Source organism: Saccharothrix sp. NBAS 001 (assembly GCF_056640475.1).
Genome location: NZ_CM153251.1, coordinates 5,241,049 through 5,263,855 on the forward strand (window position 1 = coordinate 5,241,049; position 22,807 = coordinate 5,263,855).

General features: G+C 71.5%; 21 protein-coding genes. 7 read left to right on the forward strand and 14 right to left on the reverse strand.

From position 1 onward, the window contains the following. The 9 genes from AC0HI0_RS21640 to AC0HI0_RS21680 all read right to left on the reverse strand — a co-directional run bounded on the left by AC0HI0_RS21640 (position 1) and on the right by AC0HI0_RS21680 (position 10,920). Entirely contained in the window at positions 1–951 is a 951-nt protein-coding gene (locus AC0HI0_RS21640; RefSeq protein WP_480934198.1) for an LLM class F420-dependent oxidoreductase, read from the reverse strand. A 148-nt stretch (positions 952–1,099) separates the two neighbouring features. After that, the gene (locus tag AC0HI0_RS21645) at positions 1,100–1,942 is read right to left on the reverse strand and encodes a M23 family metallopeptidase (RefSeq protein ID WP_480934199.1); all 843 of its coding nucleotides are present in this window, start codon (positions 1,940–1,942) and stop codon (positions 1,100–1,102) included. 832 nt (positions 1,943–2,774) lie between these two features. Further along, a complete protein-coding gene (locus tag AC0HI0_RS21650; RefSeq protein ID WP_480934200.1) occupies positions 2,775–4,889 on the reverse strand; it encodes a transglycosylase domain-containing protein in 2,115 nt (704 codons plus the stop codon). A 222-nt stretch (positions 4,890–5,111) separates the two neighbouring features. Next, positions 5,112–6,149 carry a carbohydrate kinase family protein gene (locus tag AC0HI0_RS21655; protein WP_480934201.1) on the reverse strand — a complete coding sequence of 346 codons (1,038 nt, stop codon included), beginning with the start codon at positions 6,147–6,149 and terminating at the stop codon, positions 5,112–5,114. Between the two features lie 17 nt (positions 6,150–6,166). Continuing rightward, the gene (gene shbA / locus AC0HI0_RS21660; RefSeq protein ID WP_480934354.1) at positions 6,167–6,715 is read right to left on the reverse strand and encodes an RNA polymerase sigma factor ShbA; all 549 of its coding nucleotides are present in this window, start codon (positions 6,713–6,715) and stop codon (positions 6,167–6,169) included. Between the two features lie 321 nt (positions 6,716–7,036). After that, positions 7,037–8,263 carry a class I SAM-dependent methyltransferase gene (locus tag AC0HI0_RS21665; protein WP_480934202.1) on the reverse strand — a complete coding sequence of 409 codons (1,227 nt, stop codon included), beginning with the start codon at positions 8,261–8,263 and terminating at the stop codon, positions 7,037–7,039. Further along, positions 8,260–8,964 carry a DUF1365 domain-containing protein gene (locus AC0HI0_RS21670; RefSeq protein WP_480934355.1) on the reverse strand — a complete coding sequence of 235 codons (705 nt, stop codon included), beginning with the start codon at positions 8,962–8,964 and terminating at the stop codon, positions 8,260–8,262. The genes AC0HI0_RS21665 and AC0HI0_RS21670 overlap by 4 nt, the downstream gene beginning before the upstream one ends. Beyond that, a complete protein-coding gene (locus AC0HI0_RS21675) occupies positions 8,958–10,232 on the reverse strand; it encodes an NAD(P)/FAD-dependent oxidoreductase (protein ID WP_480934203.1) in 1,275 nt (424 codons plus the stop codon). Before AC0HI0_RS21675 ends, AC0HI0_RS21670 begins: the two co-directional genes overlap by 7 nt. Further along, positions 10,216–10,920, reverse strand: a complete 705-nt coding sequence (locus AC0HI0_RS21680; protein WP_480934204.1) for an alpha/beta hydrolase — start codon at positions 10,918–10,920, stop codon at positions 10,216–10,218. The genes AC0HI0_RS21675 and AC0HI0_RS21680 overlap by 17 nt, the downstream gene beginning before the upstream one ends. A gap of 55 nt (positions 10,921–10,975) precedes the next feature. Between AC0HI0_RS21680 and AC0HI0_RS21685 the strand changes: the two genes are divergently transcribed. From AC0HI0_RS21685 to AC0HI0_RS21700, 4 genes are read left to right on the forward strand one after another with little or no spacing between them, the layout of a single operon-like run. Continuing rightward, entirely contained in the window at positions 10,976–11,803 is an 828-nt protein-coding gene (locus tag AC0HI0_RS21685) for an alpha/beta fold hydrolase (RefSeq protein WP_480934205.1), read from the forward strand. Positions 11,804–11,854: 51 nt separating this feature from the next. Further along, entirely contained in the window at positions 11,855–12,040 is a 186-nt protein-coding gene (locus AC0HI0_RS21690; protein WP_480934206.1) for a helix-turn-helix domain-containing protein, read from the forward strand. Positions 12,041–12,044: 4 nt separating this feature from the next. After that, entirely contained in the window at positions 12,045–12,605 is a 561-nt protein-coding gene (locus AC0HI0_RS21695) for a nucleotidyltransferase family protein (protein WP_480934207.1), read from the forward strand. Positions 12,606–12,646: 41 nt separating this feature from the next. After that, positions 12,647–13,270: a hypothetical protein gene (locus AC0HI0_RS21700; protein WP_480934208.1), complete on the forward strand. Its 624-nt coding sequence runs from the start codon at positions 12,647–12,649 to the stop codon at positions 13,268–13,270. Between the two features lie 6 nt (positions 13,271–13,276). Here the strand turns inward: AC0HI0_RS21700 and AC0HI0_RS21705 are convergent, their stop codons facing one another. Beyond that, on the reverse strand, positions 13,277–14,032 hold the full coding sequence (locus tag AC0HI0_RS21705; protein ID WP_480934209.1) for a DeoR/GlpR family DNA-binding transcription regulator: 756 nt from the start codon (positions 14,030–14,032) through the stop codon (positions 13,277–13,279). A gap of 117 nt (positions 14,033–14,149) precedes the next feature. Here AC0HI0_RS21705 and AC0HI0_RS21710 point away from each other — a divergent pair, with 117 nt between their 5' ends. Then, on the forward strand, positions 14,150–14,887 hold the full coding sequence (locus AC0HI0_RS21710; RefSeq protein ID WP_480934210.1) for an SIS domain-containing protein: 738 nt from the start codon (positions 14,150–14,152) through the stop codon (positions 14,885–14,887). A 61-nt stretch (positions 14,888–14,948) separates the two neighbouring features. Further along, on the forward strand, positions 14,949–16,523 hold the full coding sequence (locus AC0HI0_RS21715; RefSeq protein WP_480934211.1) for a penicillin-binding transpeptidase domain-containing protein: 1,575 nt from the start codon (positions 14,949–14,951) through the stop codon (positions 16,521–16,523). A gap of 33 nt (positions 16,524–16,556) precedes the next feature. Here AC0HI0_RS21715 and AC0HI0_RS21720 read toward each other — a convergent pair whose 3' ends face one another. The 4 genes from AC0HI0_RS21720 to AC0HI0_RS21735 all read right to left on the reverse strand — a co-directional run bounded on the left by AC0HI0_RS21720 (position 16,557) and on the right by AC0HI0_RS21735 (position 21,477). After that, positions 16,557–18,401: an ABC transporter ATP-binding protein gene (locus AC0HI0_RS21720; protein ID WP_480934212.1), complete on the reverse strand. Its 1,845-nt coding sequence runs from the start codon at positions 18,399–18,401 to the stop codon at positions 16,557–16,559. Positions 18,402–18,586: 185 nt separating this feature from the next. Then, the gene (locus AC0HI0_RS21725) at positions 18,587–19,408 is read right to left on the reverse strand and encodes an enoyl-CoA hydratase/isomerase family protein (protein WP_480934213.1); all 822 of its coding nucleotides are present in this window, start codon (positions 19,406–19,408) and stop codon (positions 18,587–18,589) included. A 66-nt stretch (positions 19,409–19,474) separates the two neighbouring features. Further along, positions 19,475–19,684 carry a helix-turn-helix domain-containing protein gene (locus tag AC0HI0_RS21730; RefSeq protein WP_015103570.1) on the reverse strand — a complete coding sequence of 70 codons (210 nt, stop codon included), beginning with the start codon at positions 19,682–19,684 and terminating at the stop codon, positions 19,475–19,477. A gap of 164 nt (positions 19,685–19,848) precedes the next feature. Then, a complete protein-coding gene (locus AC0HI0_RS21735; protein ID WP_480934214.1) occupies positions 19,849–21,477 on the reverse strand; it encodes an ABC-F family ATP-binding cassette domain-containing protein in 1,629 nt (542 codons plus the stop codon). Positions 21,478–21,621: 144 nt separating this feature from the next. Here AC0HI0_RS21735 and AC0HI0_RS21740 point away from each other — a divergent pair, with 144 nt between their 5' ends. Then, on the forward strand, positions 21,622–22,398 hold the full coding sequence (locus AC0HI0_RS21740; RefSeq protein ID WP_480934215.1) for an SDR family oxidoreductase: 777 nt from the start codon (positions 21,622–21,624) through the stop codon (positions 22,396–22,398). Positions 22,399–22,807 lie beyond the last annotated feature (409 nt).

The following is a 22,807-nucleotide window of genomic DNA, read 5'->3' on the forward strand; positions in this document are numbered from 1 at the left end:
TCAAGCGCCCGGGGCCAGCGCGCGCACCAGGTCCAGCTGGTCGGCCCCGGTGGGCAGCACGGCGATGACCGGCGTGTCCACGCCGTTGGCGGCGTACCGGGCCACCCGCGCGCGGCACTGCTCGACGCTGCCGTGCACGACGAGGTCGTCCACCACCTCGTCCGGGACGAGCGCGCCCGCGCCGCGACGGTCGCCCGCGTGCCACGCCTCGTGCATGGGCCGCAGCGCGTCGCCCCGGCCCAGCCAGTCGTGGAACGCGGCGTAGGCGGGCACGGTCAGGTAGGTGCTGATGAGCATCCGGCCGAGCGCGCGGGCGGCGGAGGCGTCCTCGGTCGGGCAGACGAAGATGCGCGCCGCGAGTTCGCCCTGCCCGAGTTCGGCGCGGACCTTCACCACGTCCTCGGCGCCGAGCCAGTTGGTGATGGCCCCGGCCGCCTCGCGCCCGGCGAGCCGGAGCATGTTCGGGCGCAGCGCGGCGAGCATGATCGGCACCGGCCGCTCCGGGACGCGTTCCAGCCGGAACCCGCGCACGGCGAACGTCTCGTACTCCTCGGTGACCTTCTCTCCCGCCAGCGCGGCCTTGAGGAAGCGGAGGGTGTCGCGGGTGCGCTTGAACGGTTCGGCGAACTCGACGCCGTTCCAGCGGCGCACGATCGCCGGCGACGACGACCCGATGCCGAGCACGAACCGGCCGCCGGACACCTCGGCCAGGGTGGCGGCGGTCATCGCGAGCGTCGCCGGCCCCCTGGTGTAGACCGGCGCGATGGCCGTGCCGAGCCGGAGCCGGTCGGACCACTGGGCGGCCAGCGCCAACGGCGTGAACGCGTCCGTGCCGGCGGTCTCGGCCGACCAGATGTCGGTGTAGCCGAGATCCGCGAGTTCGGCGACCAGGCCGCGGTGGTCGAGCACCGGCACACCCGTCAGCGGCAGCGTGATTCCCCAACGACCCACGATCGCGCCTCCGTCCGGTACAGGGCTGGAGGCCAACCGTACCTCAGGTACCGACCAGTCGGTATGCACCCGGCGGCCGGGTGCCCGCCTCACGCGACAGGCCCGGCCCGGACCAGGAGAGCTGGTCCGGGCCGGGCCCGCCGTGCCGTCAGAGGTTGATGCCGCGCTCGCCCAACCACCCGATCGGGTCGATCTTCTGCGAGCCGCCGATCCACACCTCGAAGTGCAGGTGCGGGCCGGTGGACTGGCCGCGGTTGCCGATGGTCGCGATCTGCTGACCGGCCGCGACCTGCTGGCCCTGGGACACCAGGATCTCGTTGACGTGCCCGTAGACGGTGATCGTGCCGTCGGAGTGCTGAACCCGCACCCACAGCCCGAACCCGCTGGCCGGACCGGCCTCGACGACGACGCCGTCGAGCGGGGCCACGATCGGGGTGCCGATGGCGTTCGCGATGTCGACACCGAAGTGCGTGGTGCCCCACCGCGAGCCGAAGCCGGAGGTGAAGGTGCCTTCGGCGGGCTTGAACACCTTGGGCTTGCGAGCGGCCTCCTCGGCGGCGACGCGGGCCTTCTCGGCGTCGTCGGCGTCCTTCTGGCGCTTGAGCTCGGCCTGGCGGTCCGCCTCGCGGATGGCCTCCCGGTCGACGTAGCCGGCCGAGGCGTGCTTGATGGCCTGGTCGACGTACTGCCGGGCGTACATGCCCTCGGACCGCATGAGCTTCGCGGCTTCGAGGCCGGGTTCGATCGCGTGCCGGGTCTGGATCGACTGCGGTTGCGGAGCGGCGGAGGTGGACGCCAGGGCGGCGGCCAGGTCCGTGGAGGCCGCGAGCGGCGTGATCTGCGGGCCGGACGAGCCGGCCGCGACGCCGACGCCGGCGGTGAGTGCTCCGAACGCCACCACAGCGGTGATCTTGCCGGTGGCCTGGGGTCTGTCGTCCTCCGCGCGGTGCGAGCCACGCTTGCCGGTGGTCCTCGGGGGCGTGGCGAGCACGCTGCGACCACGGGCCTTGGTATGCCGTGCCAAGGGGGTTGCCTTCCTGCATCGGGGAGCCCGGTCAGGACGCCCGGCGGGGGATCCGGGTGGCGGGGCTTTCGGGGAGCACCGCCGTGTCCTTTTGGTGACCGAACCGTGACATGCGGCGGGGAACGTAACCCGCCGTGATGAACGAAGGCAACCCACACCTCGCGAACGTGGGCAATTTGGTGAGATAGCCCACTGATCGTCACAATACGTGTTCAAACACGTGCAGGTTTCGTATTCCACCGTTATAAACCGCAGGTCAGGGCAGGGGTGCGCACGGCCTCCCGAAGGCAACGCAACGTGATCAACCAACGCCCCGCAACAACCCCCTGACTCACCGCAACAGGCAGGCCCGAAGAACCCCGGTCCCGGGAGAGGCACCGCCAGAGCCGTACCGGGCAGGACCGTGCCCGGCGGACGGACGACAGCGTCGAGATCCGTCTGGCCCGGCGACCTGCGCGCCGCAACGCCGCGAACGCATCAGCCCGCTTGCGCCGCGCCGCCAGGCTCTGCCCGGTTCGCCCGCGCTGCCGAGGCGGGGTCTGAGCCGTCGCCACGACGAACGCGATGCGTCGGGACCGGTCCACCCGACGCACGCAGTCCGGCGGGCGGCGGCCACGTCGCCCGCCGGGCACGAGACCGGTGAGGGTGTGGCCATCGGAGCGGCCGGGCGTGGAGCCGAGGCGAGAACGAGAGCAGCCCGGACGCCCGCGAGACGCGGAGCGGGGGCGGAGGTGACGAACCCCGCCTGCCTTGAGGGCGGGCGGGGTTCGACTGGGGTGGGTGGTACTGGCCGGTGGGACTAGCGGTAGCGGGGGTCCACCGGGGGGAGCGGCTTGACTTCCGCGCTGCCGTGGATGGTCCGCATGGCGTTGAACCAGGTCGGGGCCGCTACCTGGCCACCGAACACGCCGCCCGCGTCGTTGGTGCCGCACAGGCGGGGCGGGGATCCGTTGCAGATCACCTGGGGGGCGACGCCGTCGGTGAAGGTCATCACCGCGCCCGCGTACTGGGGGGTCGCGCCGATGAAGGCGACCGACCAGTGGTCTTCGGTGGTGCCGGTCTTGCCGATCATCGGGCGGTCCCAGCCGCCGATCGCGCCGTGCGCGGTGCCGCCGGGCTTGACGTCGCCGCTCATGCCGGTGGCCAGGGCGTTCGCGATCTCCGGGGCCACGGCCTGGTCGCACGGGGCTTCGTTGAGCTGGACCGGGTTGCCGTTGCGGTCGGTGATCTTCTCGACCGGGGTCGGCGGGCACCACTTGCCGCCGCTCATGATGGTCGCGGCCACGTTCGACAGCTCCAGGATGCTGGTCGGGCCGGCACCCAGGGTGAACGAACCGCTGTTGTCGCGCTTGTAGACGTCGCCCTGGCTCGGGCCGTTCGAGCCGTCCGGCTTCAACGGGTCGCCGTCGCGGTTGACGCCCTGCATCGACTCGCGCAGACCCAGGCGGTGGGCCATGTCGACCACGTTGTTCAGGCCGGCCTTCTCCTCCAGGATGATGAACGCGGTGTTCGGCGACTGCGCCAGCGCCTCGGTCAGCGTCATCTTGTCCTTGTACGTGCCGGCGTTCTTCACCGTGTACGGCTTGCCGCTGTCCTTGTACACCTTGGACGCGTAGGTCGCGGGCACGTCGATCTGCTTGTCGATGCCCGTGATGCCCTTCTCCAGGGCCGACGCGGCGGTGAACACCTTGTAGATGGAGCCCGCGCCGAACTTGGTGACCTCGGCCGGGATCGAGTACGCGCTCTGGCCCGCGTCGGCGTTGTTGCCGAAGTCGCGGTTCGCGGCCAACGCCCGGACGCGGTGCTTGTCGTCACCGGGCTCGACCACGGCCATCGCGTTCGCGATGCCCGGCTGGGTCTTGGGCACCTGGCCCTCGGCGGCTTCCTTCGCGGCGCGGGTCGCGACCGGGTCCATCGTGGTGTGGATGGTGTAGCCGCCCTTGCGCAGCTTGTCCGGCGAGATGCCCGCGGTGGACAGGTAGTCGATCAGGTACCGGCAGAAGAAGCCGTACACCGGGCCGTCGCCCGCGCCGACGCACCCGTTGGGCAGCAGCTGGAGGTCCGGCACGACGCCGATGTCGGCCGCCTTGTATTCGTCGGCCTTCTCGCCGGCGACCTTCGCGTCCGGCCCGAACGCCCCGTTCTCGCGCATCTTGTCGATCACCGTGTTGCGCCGCTTGATCGCGGGCTCCACGGACGCGCCGGGGTTGAGCCGGCTCGGCTCGTTGACCAGGCCGGCCAGCATCGCGGCCTGGGGCACGGTGAGCTTGTCCGGGGTGGTGTCGAAGTAGGTCTTGGAGGCCGCGCCGACGCCGTAGGTGCCGTTGCCGAACGGGACGATGTTCAGGTACGCGGTGAGGATCTCGTCCTTGCTCATCTTCTGTTCGAGCTGGGTCGCGATCCGGGCCTCGCTGATCTTGCGGCCGAGGGTGGCCTCGGTGGCCTTCTCGTACGCCTCCTGGCTGCCCTCGCCGACCACGAACGCCAGGTAGTTCTTCACGTACTGCTGGGTCAGCGTCGACGCGCCCTGGGACGCCCCGCCGTCGACGCCCGCCTTGGCCGCCGCGCGCGCGATGCCCTGCCAGTCGACGCCCTTGTGCTCGAAGAACCGCTTGTCCTCGATCGCGATGATCGCGGCCTTCATGGTGTCGGAGATGCCGGAGGACGGCACCGGGATGCGGTACTGGTCGTACAGGTACGCGATCGGCGCGCCGTCCTTGTCGAGCACGGTGGTGACCAGCGGCGGTTCGGCCTTGGTCAGCTCACCCGAGGTCTGGTCGACGGTGTCGGCGGCCCGGTTGGACGCCAGGCCCATCCCGCCCACGACGGGGAACAGCAGAGCGGCCAGCAGCACGCCCGCCATCAGGCACAGCCCCAGCAATTTGAACAGACCCGTCGCGCGCGCGGCGAACACCGAACAACCCCTTCCGATCCCCTTGCGAAGCCCCTGCGATCCCCATCGGGAAAAGCCCCCTGATCTCTAAGTCGCTTGGCGACCGCTCCAGGTTGCTCGCCCGCCCGAAATTACTCCTGCCCGAATCCCGCCGACGCCAAACCCCCTGCTCCGGGTGGCGGCGACCGTTCGGGTCGATTCTCGAACAGGAGTTCGACCTGACACAAGATCACTATCGGGTGATCATCCGGAGGCCCGGAGGCGGATCGTCGCACTTGCCCGGCGCACCTCGACGCCCGCGTGGTGGGGCAGCACGTCCTCCAGGAAGCCGTATCCGCGCAGGTCGGAGTCGGCCCGACGGCTCACCGTGCGCCACCACGTCGCGATGTCGACCCAGCCCGGAGCCGACAGCGACCCGCCGAAGTGCTGCACCGACAGCGCCGCGCACAGGTTCGCGAACCGCACCCGGTCCGCCAACGGCCACCCGGCCAACGTGCCCAGCACGAACCCCGCGCCGAACACGTCGCCCGCGCCGGTGGAGTCCAGCGGCGCGACGTTGAGCCCCGGCACGTCCGCCACCTCCCCCGTCGACGCGTCGACCGCCACCGCCCCGCGACCACCACGCGTGACGACCACCACGGGCACGTGCTCGGCCAACGCCATCGCAGCGCGCTCCGCCGTCTCGCTGCGCGTGTACCGCATCGCCTCGACGTCGTTGGGCAGGAACACGTCGTACCCGTCGAGCCGTCGCAGCAGCTCGGGCGCCCACACACCGGTCCGGTCCCACCCGATGTCGGCGAACAGCAACGCCCCCGCGGCCTTGGCCGTGCGCACCCACTGCTCCTCTTCGGGCTGGATGTGCACGAAGCACGCGCGGGTCGACGGCGGCGGCGACAGGATCTCGTCGGCCGACGTGGGCGGCCGGTGCCCGTGGGTGACCATGGAACGGTCGCGGTCCATCGCCATCGACACGGTCACCGGGGAGTGCCAGCCGTAGTACCGGCGGCAGTAGGACAGGTCGACGCCTTCCTGCTCGGACAGGACCTCCCAGCAGAAGTCCCCGTAGGCGTCCTCGCCGAACGCGGCGGACAGCGCGGTGCGCAGTTGCAGCCTGCTCAGCGCCACGGCCAGGTTCGCGATCCCGCCCGGACACGACCCGAGCCCCTCGGCCCACACCTCGGTGCCCGGCGCGGGCGGCCGGGGCAGGCCGGTGAAGATGATGTCCAGGAACACGGTGCCGGACAACAACACGTCGAACGCGGGCTCGTCGGCGGTCGTCATCCCCCTACGATGCCAGGTCAGCCCCCACTGGCCGCGAACATCTCGCGCATCCGGGCGAGCGCGCGGTGCTGCGCGACGCGGACCGCGCCGGGCGTGGAGCCCACGGCCGCGGCGGTCTCCTCGGCGGACAGCCCCACGGCGACCCGCAGGACGAGGATCTCGCGCTGGCGCTCGGGCAGCCGCCGCAGCAGCTGCGTGACGGCCTCGATCATCTCCCCGTTCATGGCGCGCTGCTCCGGCCCGTCCTCCAGGGTCGGGGTGTCGGGCAGCTCCGGGACGACCTCGGAACGGCTGCGCACGGCACGTCTTCGCGCGTCGGCCACCTTGTGCGCGGCGATGCCGTACACGAACGCCAGGAACGAACCGGGCTCGTAGCGGTACTTGCCCAGCGCGGAGACCACCGCGAGGCAGACCTCCTGCGCGATGTCCTCGGCCGACACCAGGGTGCGCTCGCGCGACCCGACCCGCGCCCGGCAGTACCGCAGCACCAGCGGCTGGATGCGGGTGAGCAGCTGCTCGACCGCGCGCGGCTCCCCCGCCAGCGCGGCGTCGACCAGCTCCGACATCTCGGCCTCGGCGAGCCAGCGGGTGGTCACCCTGGTCGGCACGCCGCCCGCGACCAGACGGACCTCGGGACGGCCGGGTGCGCCTGCGTCGCCGACCGCGCCGATCTCGATCCCGACGTCGGTACGCACGGATGCGTGCACCATCCGGCGACCTCCTCACGCTCGTCAAACTTCCGGCACATCCCGGCTCATTGATGAGGAGGGAGCACGTCCGCCCCTGATACGGGATTCGCCAAAGCTGACCACGATCGTGGCCCACGTGGTGGGAACAGCACCCGACCGAGGGAGAGGATGAGCCGATCGGCGCAGTCGGCGTCGTGATTACTTCACCATGCCGAACTGGCGCACCCCCAGGTAACCCACTCGGAACCCCGCTTCGGAGTACGCCAGGTAGAACTCCCACATCCGGCGGAACGTCTCGTCGAACCCGAGCGCGGCCACGTCCTCCCAACGCTCCAGGAACCGCTCGCGCCACCGGCGCAGGGTCTCGGCGTAGTCGAGGCCGAACTCCCGGGTCGCCTCGACGCGCAGCCGGGTGTGGTCGCGGACGGTCTCCTCGATCGCCCGCACGGACGGGATGAGCCCGCCGGGGAAGATGTACTTGTGGATCCACGTGTAGCTGGCCGCGCTGGCCAGCATCCGGTCGTGGGGCATGGTGATGGCCTGGAGCCCGAACCGGCCGCCGGGCACCAGTGAGCGGTCGACCATGGAGAAGTAGGCGGGCCAGTACTCGCCGCCCACGGCCTCGATCATCTCCACGCTGACCACGGCGTCGTAGGTGCCGCGCTCCTCGCGGTAGTCGCGCAGGTGGATGTCCACGGAGTCGGCCACGCCCGCAGCGGACGCCCGTTGCTCGGCCAGCGCCTTCTGCTCGGCGGACAGCGTCAACGAGGTCACGGTCGCGCCCCGCTGCGCCGCGCGGATGGCCAGTGCGCCCCAACCGGTGCCGATCTCCAGCACACGGGACCCGGAGCGCACGCCCGCGTAGTCCAGCACGCCGTCGATCTTGCGCAACTGCGCCTCGTGCAGCGAGTCGGTGCCGTCGAACCACGCGGACGAGTACGTCATCGTCTCGTCCAGGAACACCGTGAACAGGTCGTTGGACAGGTCGTAGTGCCGGTGGATGTTCTGCCGCGACCCGGCGACGTCGTTGGCGTCCGACGCGGGGTGCCTGCGCTCGACCCAGCGCCGCAGCAGCTGGAGCTTGGGCGGGATGAGCGTGGTCAACCGCTCGGCGAACGGCGTGAGCAGGTCGGCGAGCCGGTTGCAGGTCCAGTCGCCGACCATGTACGCCTCGCCGAAGCCGATCTTGGCGTCCACGCCGAGCCGGTGGAAGAACGCGGCCGGGCGGTGGATGCGCATGACCGGCGCGTCGGGGCCGCCCGCGCCGAGCCGGGCGCCGCCGGGCAGCACGACGCTGATCGGCAGCGTGCGCACGGCGCGGCGGAACAGCGCCTCGGCGATCCCGGCCCGCCACGGCGAGCGCGGCGGGTGGTGCAGCCCCGGCCAGATCCCCTGGTTGGGACGGGGCAGGTCGATCGTGCTCATAGGTTGCTACTCCTCGGTACTACGGGCACGCGCCGCGCCCACAGCGCGATGCCATGACGGCGGATCAACCCGGAAACCCGGTACGTCATCAACGGCCGGCGGACCAGCAACCGCACCAGTTCACGCGGTGTGGCAGGCCGCCTGCGCCCCTTCATGGTGGCGCTGAACGGCGTGGCACCGCCCTGGCGCAGGGCGATCGTCACGGAGAGTTCGTCGGCCGGTTCGGGCACGCGCATCACGTAGTGCCCGGACATCTCCAGGAACGGCGACACGTAGAAGTCCTTGTCGACCCGTGCACGCCCGGCGGCGTCAGGGTGCAACAAGTAGGCGTGCCGTTCCCCATAGGTGTTGTGTACCTCGGCGATCACGCATTCAAGCGCCCCGGACGCGTTGTGGCACCAAAAGAGCGACAGGGGGTTGAACACGTAACCGAGCAGACGGGCGTTGGCGAGCATGGTGACCCGTCCGCCGCCCAGGTCGATGTCACGCGCGGCGAGCCACGCGTCCACGTTCTGGCGGATGGTGCGCTGCGGCGATCCGAGGTGGTCACGCGCTTCGAACCGGGCGAACGGTCGCAGCCATCGAGGCAGCCGCGGCAGCGCGTCCAGGTCGACCAGCCAGAGGTAGGCCCGGTGGCTGAACGACCGGTCCAGCCGTTCCCGGCGGACGTGCCCGATCTCGACCTCGTACAGGTTCACCAGGCCGCTCCCAGGCCGGCTGCGGCACGCACCCCCGACGCGCACCCGTCCTCGTGGAACCCCCACCCGTGGTAAGCGCCCGCGTACGCCGTGCGACCGGTGTTGAGTTCGGGCAGCCGCCGTTGCGCAGCAAGGGATTCGGGCGTGTAGACGGGGTGCTCGTACACCATGCGGGCGATCACCGAACCCTGGTCGACGAGATCGGTCGCGTTCAGTGTCACCACGTAGTCAAGAGGCTCGGCGAGCCGCATGAGGCGGTTCATGTGGTAGCTCACCAGGATGGAGCCGCCACGTTCGTGGCACGTGGGCTTGAGCACGTTCCAGGACGCCTTGGCGCCGGCACTCCGGGGCAGCACTCCGGAGTCGTTGTGCAGCCAGGTCTCGTTGCGGGAGTAGCGGAACGCCCCGAGCACCTCGCGTTCGGCGTCGGTCGGGTCGGCGAGCAGGGCCAGCGCCTGGTCGGGGTGGGTGGCGACGACGACCTTGTCCGCCACGTGCCGCTGGTCGGCGTCGTCACGCAGCTCCACGCCGTGCGCGGTGCGCCGCAGGGTGCGGATGGGCGTGGACACCTGCACGGCCGTGAGGCCCTTCACGGCGCGCTCGACGTACGCGCGCGACCCGCCGACCACGGTCTTCCACTGCGGTGTGCCGCCCACGGACAGCATGCCGTGGTTGGCCAGGAACTCGAACAGGTACCGCGCCGGGTAGCTCCTGCTGACCTCCGGTCCGGCCGACCACACGGCGGACACGAGCGGCAGGATGAAGTGGTCCACGAAGTACCGCGAGTACCCGCCGATGGCCAGGAACGCGCCGAGCGTCGTGTCGTGCTCGTCGGGCACCGCCAACAGCCGCTTCGCGTGCTTGTGGAACCGGGTGATCTCGGCGAGCATCCGCAGGTAGGCGGGCCGGGCGAGGTTGCCGGGCCGGGCGAACAGCCCGGCCAGCCGGCGCGCGCCCGCGTACTCCAGGCCGCAGCCCCGGCACCGCACGCTCATCGACATCTCGGAGTCCTGAGTGGACACGCCCAGTTCGCGGAACAGCCGCACCAGGTTGGGGTAGGTCCGTTCGTTGTGGACGATGAACCCGCTGTCCACCGTGGTCGTGCCGCCGTCGGCGGTGGCCAGTTCGTGGGTGTGGGCGTGGCCGCCGAGACGTTCGTCCTGTTCGAACAGCACCACGTCGTACTGGCGCTGGAGCAGGTACGCGGCGGTGAGTCCGGAGACGCCGCTGCCGATCACCGCTACCCGCTGCCGTTCACCGGATACCACCACGCGTTCCTCCCAATGGGATGTCCAGGCCCCTCGGTGTGGGCTCACGCATGGCGTTCGACAGATAGGGGGCGAGCGGTTCGACGTCGAGCACGCCGAGTACGAAATCGGTGACCAGACGGGTCCAGGAGCGGAAGCGGAACAGCATCGCGTGCCCCTCGCGGAGCACGGTGAAGCGGGCGACGCGGTCGGTGACCTGCCGGGCACGCAGCGCGTACTCGTAGGACGCCGCCGGATCGGTGGTGCGGTCGTGGTCCCCGTGCGCGATGAGCAGCGCACGTCCGGCGAGCCCCTGGTAGGGGTCGCCGGCCTCGATCCACGGCGCGAGCGCGCACACGGCGACCACCTGCGGGTCGTCGGCGACGTACAGGGCCGTCCGGCCGCCCATGGAGTGCCCGACGAGCACGACAGGCACGCCGGGGTGTTCGCGCCGGATCTTGTCCAGTGCCCACCGCGCGTCCTGCACGGGGTGCATGTGGGGAGCGTTCCAGCCGTTGTGGCTGTGCCGCAGCAGCCACACGGCGATGCCCTCGCCGCGCCGGCGGACGGCCCGCGCGAACGGGACCATCCGCAGGTAGGGCAGCTTGCGGCGGCTCACCGGCTGGTGGCCCTCGACACTGCCGCCGTGCAGGACCAGGACCACCGCGCGGACCGGTCCGGTGGGTGCGAGGACGTCGATGGCGGGTTCCACAGGACAATGTTCGCTCGGACAGGACGACCGGATCGAGGATGGGACTCGGATCACAGTGACCGAACAGCTCGGGGTGCAGACGGCCGAAGGTGTGTTCGACGCGATCGCGGCCGGTCCGGAGGACGGCCGGCCGGTGCTGCTGCTGCACGGCTTCCCGGAGGCCGCCGTCGCGTGGGAGCACCCGGTGGCGGTGCTCGGCCGCGCCGGGTACCGGGCGGTGGCGTTCGACCAGCGCGGCTACTCCCCCGGCGTGCGGCCGGAGCGGGCCCTGGAGTACGGGCTGGACTCGCTGGTCGGCGACGTGCTGGCGGTGGCGGACGCGCTGGGGTGGTCGCGGTTCGACCTGGTCGGGCACGACTGGGGCGCGACGGTGGCGTGGTGGACGGCCTACGAGCACGCCGACCGGCTGCGGACGCTGACCGCGGTGTCCACGCCGCACCCGCGTGCGCTGGCCGACGCGTTGCAGACCGACGAGGACCAGCACATGCGCTCGGCGTACCTGACCGAGTGGCGGCAGAGTTCCACCGAACGGCGGATGCTGGCGGACAACGGCGCGGCGCTGCGGCAGATGTTCGAGTGGCAGGTGCCGCCGTCGCGGATCGACGACTACCTCCAGCGGCTGGCCGAGCCGGGCGCGCTGACCGCCGCGCTGAACTGGTACCGCGCGGGCCGCCCGGGTGGCCGGATCGAGCACGTGACGGTGCCGACGATGTACGTCTGGAGCACCGAGGACGTGGCGTTCGGGTCCACGGCGGCGTTCGACACGGCCAAGTGGGTCACCGGGCCTTACCGCTTCGAGATGCTGGAGGACGTCTCGCACTGGGTGCCGGAGCAGGTGCCGGAGGTGTTCACCGCGCTGTTGCTGGAACATCTCGCATCGTGATTTTTCCGTGATGGTTGAACCGCACCCTCGGCGTGGCACGTGTTTGTCCGTATGACGGAGTTGACCTACTCGGAGCACAGGGTCGCGACCCTCGCCGCGTGTGGCCACAGCAACCGGGCTATCGCGATGCGGCTGCACATCACCGTGAGCACCGTGGAGCAGCACCTGACCAGGGTGTACCGCAAGCTGGCGGTGGCCAGCCGGACCGAACTGAAGGGACACCAGGCCCTAGTGTGACCCCATGAGGGTCGCTGGTTTGCTGCTGGCCGCAGGTGCCGGGCGCAGGTTCGGCGGGCCCAAGGCGCTCGTGTCGCACGGCGGCGCGTTGTGGGTCGAGTCGGCCCGGTCCGTGCTGCGCGACGCCGGGTGCGCACCTGTGGTCGTGGTGATCGGTGCGAGTGCCGACGAGGTGCGCGCACGGGCGGCGTTGGACGACACCGTGGTCGTGGAGAACACCGAGTGGGCGACGGGCATGGGTTCGTCGCTGAAGGCCGGTCTGGCGGCGATGGACGCCTCGGCGGACGCTGTGGTCGTGCTGCCGGTGGACACACCGGGCGTGACGGTCGGAGCGGTCCGGCGGTTCGTCGACCTCGCGTCGCCCACGGCGCTGCTGCGTGCGTCTTACGGCGGCGCGCCGGGTCACCCGGTGCTGTTGGGCCGCGAGCACTGGGCGGCTGTGTCGGCTTCGGCGACCGGTGACGCCGGCGCGCGGGACTACCTGCGTGCGCACGGCGCGGTGTCGGTGCCGTGCGAGGACCTGGCGGACGGCGCGGACGTCGACCGTCCGGAGGATCTCCGCTGATCCGTGCGCGGGCGCGGATCTCGTGTGCCAGAGTCGATCCCATGTCACGTCTCGGGGTGGGGCTGCTGCTGACGGCGCTGGCGGTGGCGGGGTGTGCCAGGCACGTGCAGGAAGCCGCGTCGGACGGCGTCGGCGAGCTTCCGGTGGTGCCCACGACGTCGACCGGGCCCACGTCGGTGCCGCCGAACGGCCCGTGCCAGGTCAGGTTCGAGGTCGCCGAGCCGGCGACGCCCGCCGTCGCGCCGACGAGCACGACCACGCGCGAACTGCCCGGCGACATGCCGCCCAACCACGTGGACAACCGGTCGTGGCGGGTGCGCAAGGCGCTCCAGCCGGAGGTGCACGCGGCGACGGTCGCGGTGGCGGAGCGGGTGAAGCCGGTGCTGGCCGCGCTGTGCGACGCGGGGAACTTCTCGCCGGAGGCGACCCGGGCGGTGTTCACCCGGGCGGGCCATCCGAACGTGTGGCTGACCGGGCTGCGCGCCCCGTACGGCGTCACGCCGCCACCGGGGGTGACGTTCGTGCTCACCCTGGAGAGCACGCAGGGCACCGGGTGCCTGCTGGGCAGCCTGGGCACCGGCCCGGACGGCGGGCCCGGCCAGGTCTCGGTGTCGGTGACCGGCACGACGGGCGAGGGCTCCTGCTACGAACCGCCGTCGCACTGAGCGGGGTCAGACCAGCCGCACCTCGACGCCCGCGTCGCGCAGCCGCGCCACCTCGTCCTCGGGCGCGTCCTCGTCGGTGACCAGCACGTCGACGTCCCGCGCCGGGCAGACCCGGCCGAACGCGGTGCGGCCGAACTTGGAGCTGTCCACGGCGACGATGACCCGCGCGGAGGCGTCGGCGGCGGCCCGCTTGACCGCGACCTCGGCCAGGTCGTGCGCGGAGACGCCGTTGGCGGCGCTCAGGCCGCAGCACGCGAGGACGACCGTGTCGAAGCGCATGATCTTGAACGCGTACTCGGTGAGCGGGCCGCCCAGGGCGAGTTCGCCGGGGCGGATGTCGCCGCCGGGCAGCACCAGCCGCACCTGCTCGGCGGTGCGCAGCACGTCGGCGGAGTGCAGGGACAGCGGCAGGACGGTGAGCCGCCGGTCGGCCAGCCGGCGCGCGACCTCCAGGGTGGTGGTGCCGCCGTCGAGCACGACGGTCTCGCCGTCGTCGAGCAGTTCGGCGACGGCGAGGCCGATCCGGCGCTTGGCCTCCAGCCGTTGCCGGGACCGGGCCGCGTACGGCGTCTCCTCGCCGGTCAGCATGCTCACCGCCGCGCCGCGCACCCGCCGCAGCAGACCGTCGCGTTCGAGCACGTCGAGGTCGCGCCGGACGGTCATCTCCGACGCGCCCACGAGGTCGGCGAGGGTGCCGACGCCGACCCGCTGGCCCTGGCGCAGGCTCTGGAGGATCAGCTCGTGCCGTCTGGCAACATCCATGCTGTTCATCTGAACATGAGCTGTGTTCGATCGTCAAACAGCTGCTGGCGGCGCGACCGCCGATCGGGTAGGACTGGCGATCACCAACTTGGTGTAGACCACCGGAGGGCAGACCGCATGACCGAGACCGTGCCCGGCTCCGACTTCGGCGACGTCGTGCGCACCCACCTGACCAGGGTGGAGCAGCAGAACGCCGGCGCGTTGGACGACGTTGCGGAACTCGTCCTGGCCGGCGTGCAGGCGGACGGGATGGTGCTCGCGGCGGGTGCCGGCCACTCGCTGGCCGCCGTCGCCGAGACCTTCTACCGCGCCGGCGGGCTGGCCTGCGTGCGCCCGATCTACCACCCCGAACTGCTGCCCATGCACGGCGCGGTGAGCAGCACGTCCGCCGAGCGCCGCTCCGGACTGGCCGCCGAGGTGCTGCGGGACGCCGGACTCGCCGCGCACGACGTGCTGTTCGTGTTCTCCACCTCGGGCGTCAACCCGTACCCGGTGGAACTGGCCGTGCTCGCGGCCGACGCGGGCTGCCCCGTGGTCGCCGTGACATCCCTGGCCGCCAGCGCCGCCGCCCCGCGCCGCGCGGGCACCACGCTCGCCGAGAACGCCACCGTGGTGCTGGACAACCTGGTGCCGCCCGGCGACGCCCTCTACCCGGCGGAGAACCCGGTCACCGCGGCCGTGTCGACGGTGGCCACCGCGTTCCTGTGGAACCTGCTGCTGGTGCGGCTGCTGGACAAGGCCGCCGAGTCGGGCGTGGAACTGCCGCTGTGGCGCAGCGCGAACGTCGAAGGCGGCGACGCGGCCAACTCCGACCTGCTGCGCAAGTACCAGACCCGCATCCCGCAGCTCGGCTGAGTAGATCTGCTCACGATTCCTCCACGCGGTCTGGCTAGTCTCCGACCGCAGAGGGGGAATCATGAACAGGACGAGCAAAAGGTGGATTCTGGCCGGCGGGGGCGTGGCGGCGGTGGCCGTCATCGTGACGGGCGTGATCGTGTTGTGGCCGACGGACAGCAAGTCCGCCACGACGCTGCCCACCGTCAAGCCCCTGCCGGCACCGGTGGCCCAGCAGTTCGTCGGGGCGCTGATGGCGGGCAACGCGGCACAGGCCGCCGCGTCGACCGACAGCACCGCCGCGGCGCAACCCGCGATCGAGAAGATGCTGCACGGCATGAAAGGCGTCGCCTACGGGGCACGGGTCGGCGCGGCACCGACGGTCGGCGACGACGACAAGTCCGCGACCCTGGCCGCCGACGTGACCTGGACGCTGCCCGACAGCACACCGTTGAAGTACGCGGTGTCGCTGGAACTGCGCCGTGCGGACGACAAGTGGAAGGTGCACTGGACGCCCGCGCTGCTGCACCCGAACCTGGCCGAAGGGCAGTCCCTGGCCTACAGCACGACGTCCGGCGACGGCGCGCTGCTCGACCGCGACGGAACGCCCGTGCCGCCGGGTTTCGCGCCCGTGGTGATGTCGTCGGTGACCAAGGAGCTGGGCAGCTCCACCGGTGAGCCGGGCTGGCAGGTCGCCGTGGTCGACCCGGCGGGCACGCCGGTGACCGTGCTGGCGGAGAAGAAGGCGAAGGTCCGCCAACAGATGACGCTGACCCTGGACCCGCCCACCCAGAACGCCGCCCAGAACGCCGTGGACCAGGTGGCGCAGCCCGCCGTGATCGTCGCGCTGGCCCCGTCGAACGGGGAGGTCCTGGCCGTGGCGCAGAACGGCGCGGCGAGTGCCGGCGGGCCGATCTCGTTGCAGAACTACTACGAGCCGGGCTCGACGTTCAAGATCGTGACCGCGACGGCGGCGCTGATGTCGGGCAGCGTCACCCCGGACACGCCCGTGGAGTGCCCGGGGAAGAAGACCATCGGGCCGCGCCAGATCGTCAACGACGACCAGTTCGACCTCGGCACCGTGCCGCTGCACCGGGCGTTCGCGGCGTCGTGCAACACCAGCTTCAGCCAACTGGCCGCGGACCTCCCGCCGACCGCGCTGCCGCAGGCGGCCGCGCTGTTCGGGCTGGGCGCGGACTACACGGTCGCGGGCCTCACCACGAACACCGGCAAGATCCCGCCCTCGGAGACGGTCACCCAGCGCGTCGAGGCGGGCATCGGCCAGGGCACCATGCAGACCACGCCGTTCGGCATGGCGCTGGCCGCGGCGACCGTGGCCAACGGCAGCACCCCGACCCCGCAGCTGATCCGCGAGATCCCGACCCGGGGCGGGCAGGGCCGCGCCCTGCCGGGCGGTGTGGTGACGGCGTTGCGCTCGATGATGGGCGAGGTCGTCACCGGGGGCACGGCGCAGGCGCTGGCCGGGCTCGGTGGCGTGCGGGGCAAGACCGGGACCGCGCAGCACGGCGACGGGACCAGCTCGCACGGCTGGTTCGTCGGCTACCGGGGCGATCTCGCGTTCGCGGTCCTGGTGGTGGACGCGGGCACCTCCAAGGTCGCCGTCAACACGACCGCGACCTTCCTCGGTGCCCTGTAACGGTTTCCGGCAAGGGTTTCCGGGCAGGGGCCTCTAGGCCACGGCGGGCGTTTCGTCGAACTGGGTGCGGTACAGCTCGGCGTAACGCCCGTCGGCGGCGAGGAGTTCGAGGTGCGTGCCGCGTTCCACGACGCGCCCGGCCTCCACGACCAGGATCTGGTCCGCCGCCCGGACCGTGGACAGCCGGTGCGCGATCACCAGCGCCGTCCGGCCCTGCAACGCCTCGGCCAGCGCGGCCTGCACGGCGGCTTCGGACTCGGAGTCCAGGTGCGCGGTGGCCTCGTCCAGGATCACCACCCGGGGCTGGGCGATCAGCAGCCGCGCGATGGTCAGCCGCTGCCGCTCACCGCCGGACAGCCGGTAGCCCCGCTCCCCCACCACCGTGTCCAGCCCGTCGGGCAGCGCTTCGACCAGGGGCCGCAACCGGGCGCGGTCCAGGGCGTCCCAGAGTTCCTCGTCGGTGGCCTCCGGACGCGGGTAGGTCAGGTTGGCGCGGATCGAATCGTGGAAGAGATGACCGTCCTGGGTGACGACGCCGACCGCGCCGCGCACCGAGTCGAAGGTCAGCCCCCGAACGTCCACATCGGACAGTGACACCGAACCGGCGTCGACGTCGTAGAGGCGCGGGACGAGCGAGGCGATGGTCGACTTGCCCGCGCCCGACGAGCCGACCAGGGCGACGAGCTGTCCGGGTTCGGCCCGGAAGCTGATGCCGTGCAACACTTCCTCGCCACCCCGGGTGTCCAGTGTGGCCACTGATTCGAGCGAGGCGAGCGACACCCGGTCGGCGGCCGGGTAGCCGAACCGGACGTCGTCGAACTCCACCGACACCGGGCCGTCCGGGAGCCGGCGGGCGTCCGGCGCCTCGTCGATCATCGGCTTGAGGTCGAGCACCTCGAAGACCCGTTCGAACGAGACCAGGGCCGTCATCACGTCGACGCGCGCGTTGGCGAGCGCGGTCAGCGGCGAGTAGAGGCGCGACAGCAGCAGGGCCAGCGAGACCACCGTGCCCGCGGCGAGGTGGCCGGTGAGCGCGAGGTAGCCGCCGAGGCCGTAGACGAGGGCCTGGGCGAGGGCGGAGACCAGGGTGAGACCGGTGAGGAACCACCGGGTGGCCATCGCGGTGCGGACGCCGATGTCGCGGACGCGGGCGGCGCGGGCACCGAACTCGTCGGCTTCGGCGCGCGGCCGGCCGAACAGCTTCACCAGCGTCGCGCCGGGCGCCGAGAACCGCTCGGTCATCTGGGTGGTCATGCCCGCGTTGAGGGTGGCGGCCTCGTGCTGGAGGTCGGCCATCCGGTTGCCCATCCGCCGCGCGGGCAGCACGAAGACCGGGAGCAGGAGCAGCGCGAGCGCGGTGACCTGCCACGAAAGGGTGAACATCACGCCGAGCGACAACCCGAGCTGGATCACGTTCGTGACCACTCCGGACAGCGTCGAGGTGAACGCCCGCTGAGCCCCGATCACGTCGTTGTTCAGCCGGCTGACCAGCGCCCCCGTGCGGGTGCGGGTGAAGAAGGCGACGGGCATCCGCTGGACGTGCTCGAACACCGCCCGCCGCAGGTCGTAGATCAGCCCTTCGCCGATCCGCGTCGACTGCCAGCGCTCGACCAGGCCGAGCCCGGCGTCGACCACGGCGATGACCGCGATGACCACGGCCAGCCACACGACCACGGACACGTCCCGCCCACCGACGATCGCATCGACCACCCGCCCCGCCAACACCGGAGTAGTCACAGCGAGCACGGAAGACACCACGCTGAGCAACAAGAAGGCGATCAACTTGGCCCGATGCGGCCGGGCGAACCCCACCACCCGCCGGAACGTCCCCCGCCGCACCCCTTTGGGCGCGCCGGACGCCGCCATCGCACTGCGCATCAAGCCCCGAGAACCGTCCACCTCAGACAGAACACGGACCCGGCACCCGAACTTCCCCACTACGCCGTGGGCGAACCCCCGCAGGCACTGCCGGCGGCCGGGTCACCGCCCGCCAGAAGCCGACTTTGCCCAGGTCAAGCCCAGTATCAGGGAAGGGTGTCCGGAGGAAGGACCGGTCGGACCGGTCAGGCCGAGGCCGTGCCGGTCGCCAGGGCGGTCAGCTCGGCGAGCCGCCGCACCTGCGCGGTGCGCTCGGCCACCAGCTGCTCCTCCTCGGAAGCACCGGCCGCGGCGTGCGCGAGCAGCGCGAGCGTCTCCCGGACCGCGCCCGGCATCGGGCGCACGACCTGGGCGACCAGGTCGTCCACCGCGGCGTCGAGACCGTCGACGGGCACGACGGAGTTCGCGAGGCCGATCCGCAGCGCCTCCTCACCGCCCACCCGTCGCCCGGTCACGCAGATCTCGGCCGCGCGGGCGTACCCGACCAGTCGGACCAGCGGCAACGTGCCGCCGAGGTCGGGCACCAGGCCGAGGGACGTCTCGGCCATGCAGAACTGCACGTCGTCGGCGGCCACGCGGAAATCGCACGCCAGCGCGAGCTGGAAGCCCGCGCCGATGGCGTGCCCGCGCACCGCGGCGATCGTCACCCGGCCGGGGTCGCGCAGCCAGCGGAAGCCCTCCTGGAACTCCGCGATCAGCGCGGCACCGCCTTCGGGACCCCGCAGGGTGATCTCCGGCAGGCCGGGCTCGCCCTCGACCGGTGCGCCGCTGAACATGCGCCGGTCCAGCCCAGCGGAGAAGGCACGACCGGAGCCCCGGACGACCACGACGCGGACGTCCGGGTCCAACTGCGCGCCGATCGCCCTCAACGCCGCCCAGGTGGACGGCGTCTGTGCGTTGAGCACATCGGGACGGTCGAGCGTGACCGTCGCGCGCGGTCCGTCGACGACGAGCCGCACGCCACCGCGCTCCAGCAGGTCGGCGTCGATGGTGGTCGGTGCCGACATGCGTGTGACCTCCGGGTTCGGGAGGGCGCCGTCTCTCCTCGACGCCCGGTGTTACCGGAGGGTAGCTTACTTCTTCTTCGTGCGGGTGGCGCCACCGCGACCGCGCAGCTGCACACCGGACTCGCTGAGCACCCGGTGCACGAAGCCGTAGGAGCGTCCGGTGGACTCCGCCAACGCCCGGATGCTCGCGCCCTTTTCGTACTTCTTCTTCAGGTCAGCGGCCAGCTTGTCCCGCGTGGCGCCGGTGATCCGGGCGCCCTTCTTCAGGTCAGCCACCTTGTCCCGCCTTCCGTAGACAGCAGGTCGGGCCGTGAAAGCCCCTGTCGTCGCAATGATCGAACACGAAGACCAAGAACGCCAGGCGATCATGCGAAAAGATCGGCGAGCGGTCGGTTGATCACTGAGAGTGGATCAGGGGTTACGGAGCGAAAGCCCTTGGCTCAGGCCAACTGCACGAGTTCCAGGTACTCGTCCGACCAGTGGTCCTCGGCCCCGTCCGGCAGCAGGATCACCCGCTCGGGCTCAAGCGCCTCCACGGCACCCGGATCGTGCGTGACCAGCACAACCGCGCCCTCGTAGCGGCGCAGCGCGTCGAGCACCTGCTCCCGGCTGGCCGGGTCGAGGTTGTTCGTCGGCTCGTCCAGCAGCAGCACGTTCGCCGCGCTCGACACCAGACCCGCAAGCGCCAATCGGGTCTTCTCACCACCCGACAGGGTGCCGGCGGGCTGGTCGAGCTGCTCACCGCTGAACAGGAACGTGCCGAGCAGCGACCGCAACTGCTGCTCCTGCACGTCCGGCGCGGCGTGCCGGATGTTCTGCCAGACGCTGGCCTCGTGGTCCAACGTCTCGTGCTCCTGCGCGAAGTAGCCGAGCTTGAGCCCGTGACCGGGCACGACCTCGCCCGCGTCCGGACGCTCCATCGACCCGATCAGGCGAAGCAACGTCGTCTTGCCCGCGCCGTTCAGCCCGAGGATGACCACCCGCGAACCCCGGTCGATCGCCAGGTCGACCCCGGTGAACACCTCCAGCGAACCGTAGGACTTGCTCAGCCCCTCGGCGGTCAGCGGCGTGCGGCCGCACGTGGCAGGCTGCGGGAAGCGGATCTTCGCCACCTTGTCCGCCTGGCGCTCGTCCTCCAGACCGGCCAGCAGCTTCTCGGCCCGGCGCGCCATGTTCTGCGCGGCCACCGCCTTGGTCGCCTTCGCCCGCATCTTGTCGGCCTGCGCCATCAACGCGCCGGCCTTCTTCTCGGCGTTGGCCCGCTCCCGGCGGCGGCGCTTCTCGTCGGCGGCCCTCGCCTCCAGGTACTTCTTCCAGCCCATGTTGTAGATGTCGACCTCGCCGCGCGTCGCGTCGAGGAACCACACCTTGTTGACCACGTCGTCGAGCAGCTCGACGTCGTGGCTGATCACGACCAGACCACCGTCGTGCGACTTGAGGAAGCCGCGCAGCCACGCGATCGAGTCGGCGTCGAGGTGGTTGGTCGGCTCGTCGATCAGCAGGATCGTGCTCGACTTGGCCCCCACCCCGGCCTCGGACGCCGCGAACAGGATGCGCGCCAGCTCCACCCGCCGCCGCTGACCGCCGGACAGCGTGCGCAGCGGCTGCGCCAGCACGCGGTCGGCCAGGCCCAGGTTCGAGCAGATGCGTGCGGCCTCGCTCTCGGCGGCGTACCCGCCGAGAGCGGAGAAGCGCTCTTCAAGGCGGCCGTACTTGCGCACGGCCTCCTGGAGTTCGTCGTCGTCCACCAGCTCGGCCATCGCCGACTGGGACTTCTCCATGTCGCGCAGCAACTGGTCCAGCCCGCGCGCGGACAGGACCCGGTCCTTCGCGATCACCGACAGATCACCCTCGCGGGGGTCCTGCGGCAGGTAGCCCAGCTCGCCCGTGCGCCGGACCTCGCCCGCGTAGGGCTGCCCCTCGCCCGCGAGAACGCGCAGGGACGTGGTCTTGCCCGCGCCGTTGCGGCCGACGAGGCCGATCCGGTCGCCGGGCTGGACGCGGAGGGTCGCGTCGGAGAGCAGGATGCGCGAACCAGCGCGCAACTCAAGGTCGGTTGCGGTGATCAAGAGGAAGCTCCGGGTGAGTGGTCGGACGGGGTCGACGGCGCGCGGCGAGCGCCGGACCTACTCGATCAAAATGACCACGACACCAGTGTACGGGTAGTTCGCCACCGAATTTGCCACCTGTGTCCACCGGCATACATTGCGTGGATGACCACCGGCGAGTTCTCAGGCAAAACCGCCCTGGTGACCGGCGCGAGCCGAGGCATCGGCTACGGCATCGCGCTGGAACTGCTCACCCGCGGCGCGGCGGTCACCATCACCGGCCGCAAGCCCGACGCCCTGGCCGAGGCCGCCACGAACCTGGCCGCCGCCGCGGGCGTGCCCGAGGACCGGGTGCTGGCCGTGCCCGGCAACGCCGGCCGCGACGAAGACCGGGCCGAAGTCGTCACCCGGACCGTCGAGCGGTTCGGACGCCTCGACGTCCTGGTGAACAACGCCGGCATCAACCCCACCTTCGGCCCGCTGGTGGACGCGGACCTCGACGCCGTCCGGAAGATCTTCGACGTCAACGTCGTGGCCGCCCTCGGCTTCGTGCAGCTGGCGTGGAAGGCGTGGCTGGCCGAGCACGGCGGCGCGATCGTCAACGTCGCCTCGGTAGGCGGCCTGCGGTCGACCGGGGCCATCGCGGCCTACGGCGCGAGCAAGGCCGCGCTCATCCGCCTGACCGAGGAGCTGGCCTGGCAGCTGGGCCCCGGCGTCCGGGTGAACGCCGTCGCCCCGGCCGTGGTGAAGACCCGGTTCGCCGAAGCCCTCTACGTCGGGCGGGAAGAGGCAGCGGCCGACTCGTACCCCCTGAAGCGCCTCGGCACCCCGGAGGATGTCGCCCGCCTGGTCGCCTTCCTGGTGTCGGACAGCGCCGCCTGGATCACCGGCGAGACCGTCCGGGTCGACGGCGGCCTCCTCGCCACCGGCTCACTGGGTTAGGCAACGCCACGCCAGGTGCCATCTGAGCCAAAAAACGATGGCGGGGATGGTCGCCACCGTGCGAGCCCTTGGCCGTGCGGCGGGCGAGTGGTTGGCCCCGTTCGGAACAGACGAACCGCAGCCCCTATCCCTCAGGGTCTTCCTGGTGGAGTCGTGCGAGTACCCCGTGTCCAGCAGCGGCAACAGTTGCAGATTGTCCCCGGCCTGGCCGCGCGTGACCAGGACCCGCACCGGCAGACCGCGCCAGTCCACGACGAGGTGGATCCTGGTGCTCAGCCCGCCCCGGGGCCGTCCGAGCGCCTCGCCCGCGACCGAGAGGGCCCTCGATGGCGGGTCCGCATCCCCTTTCTCCGGGCACCGACCGCGTGCTGGTGTGCCGGATCACACTGGAGTCGACCCTGACCACCCA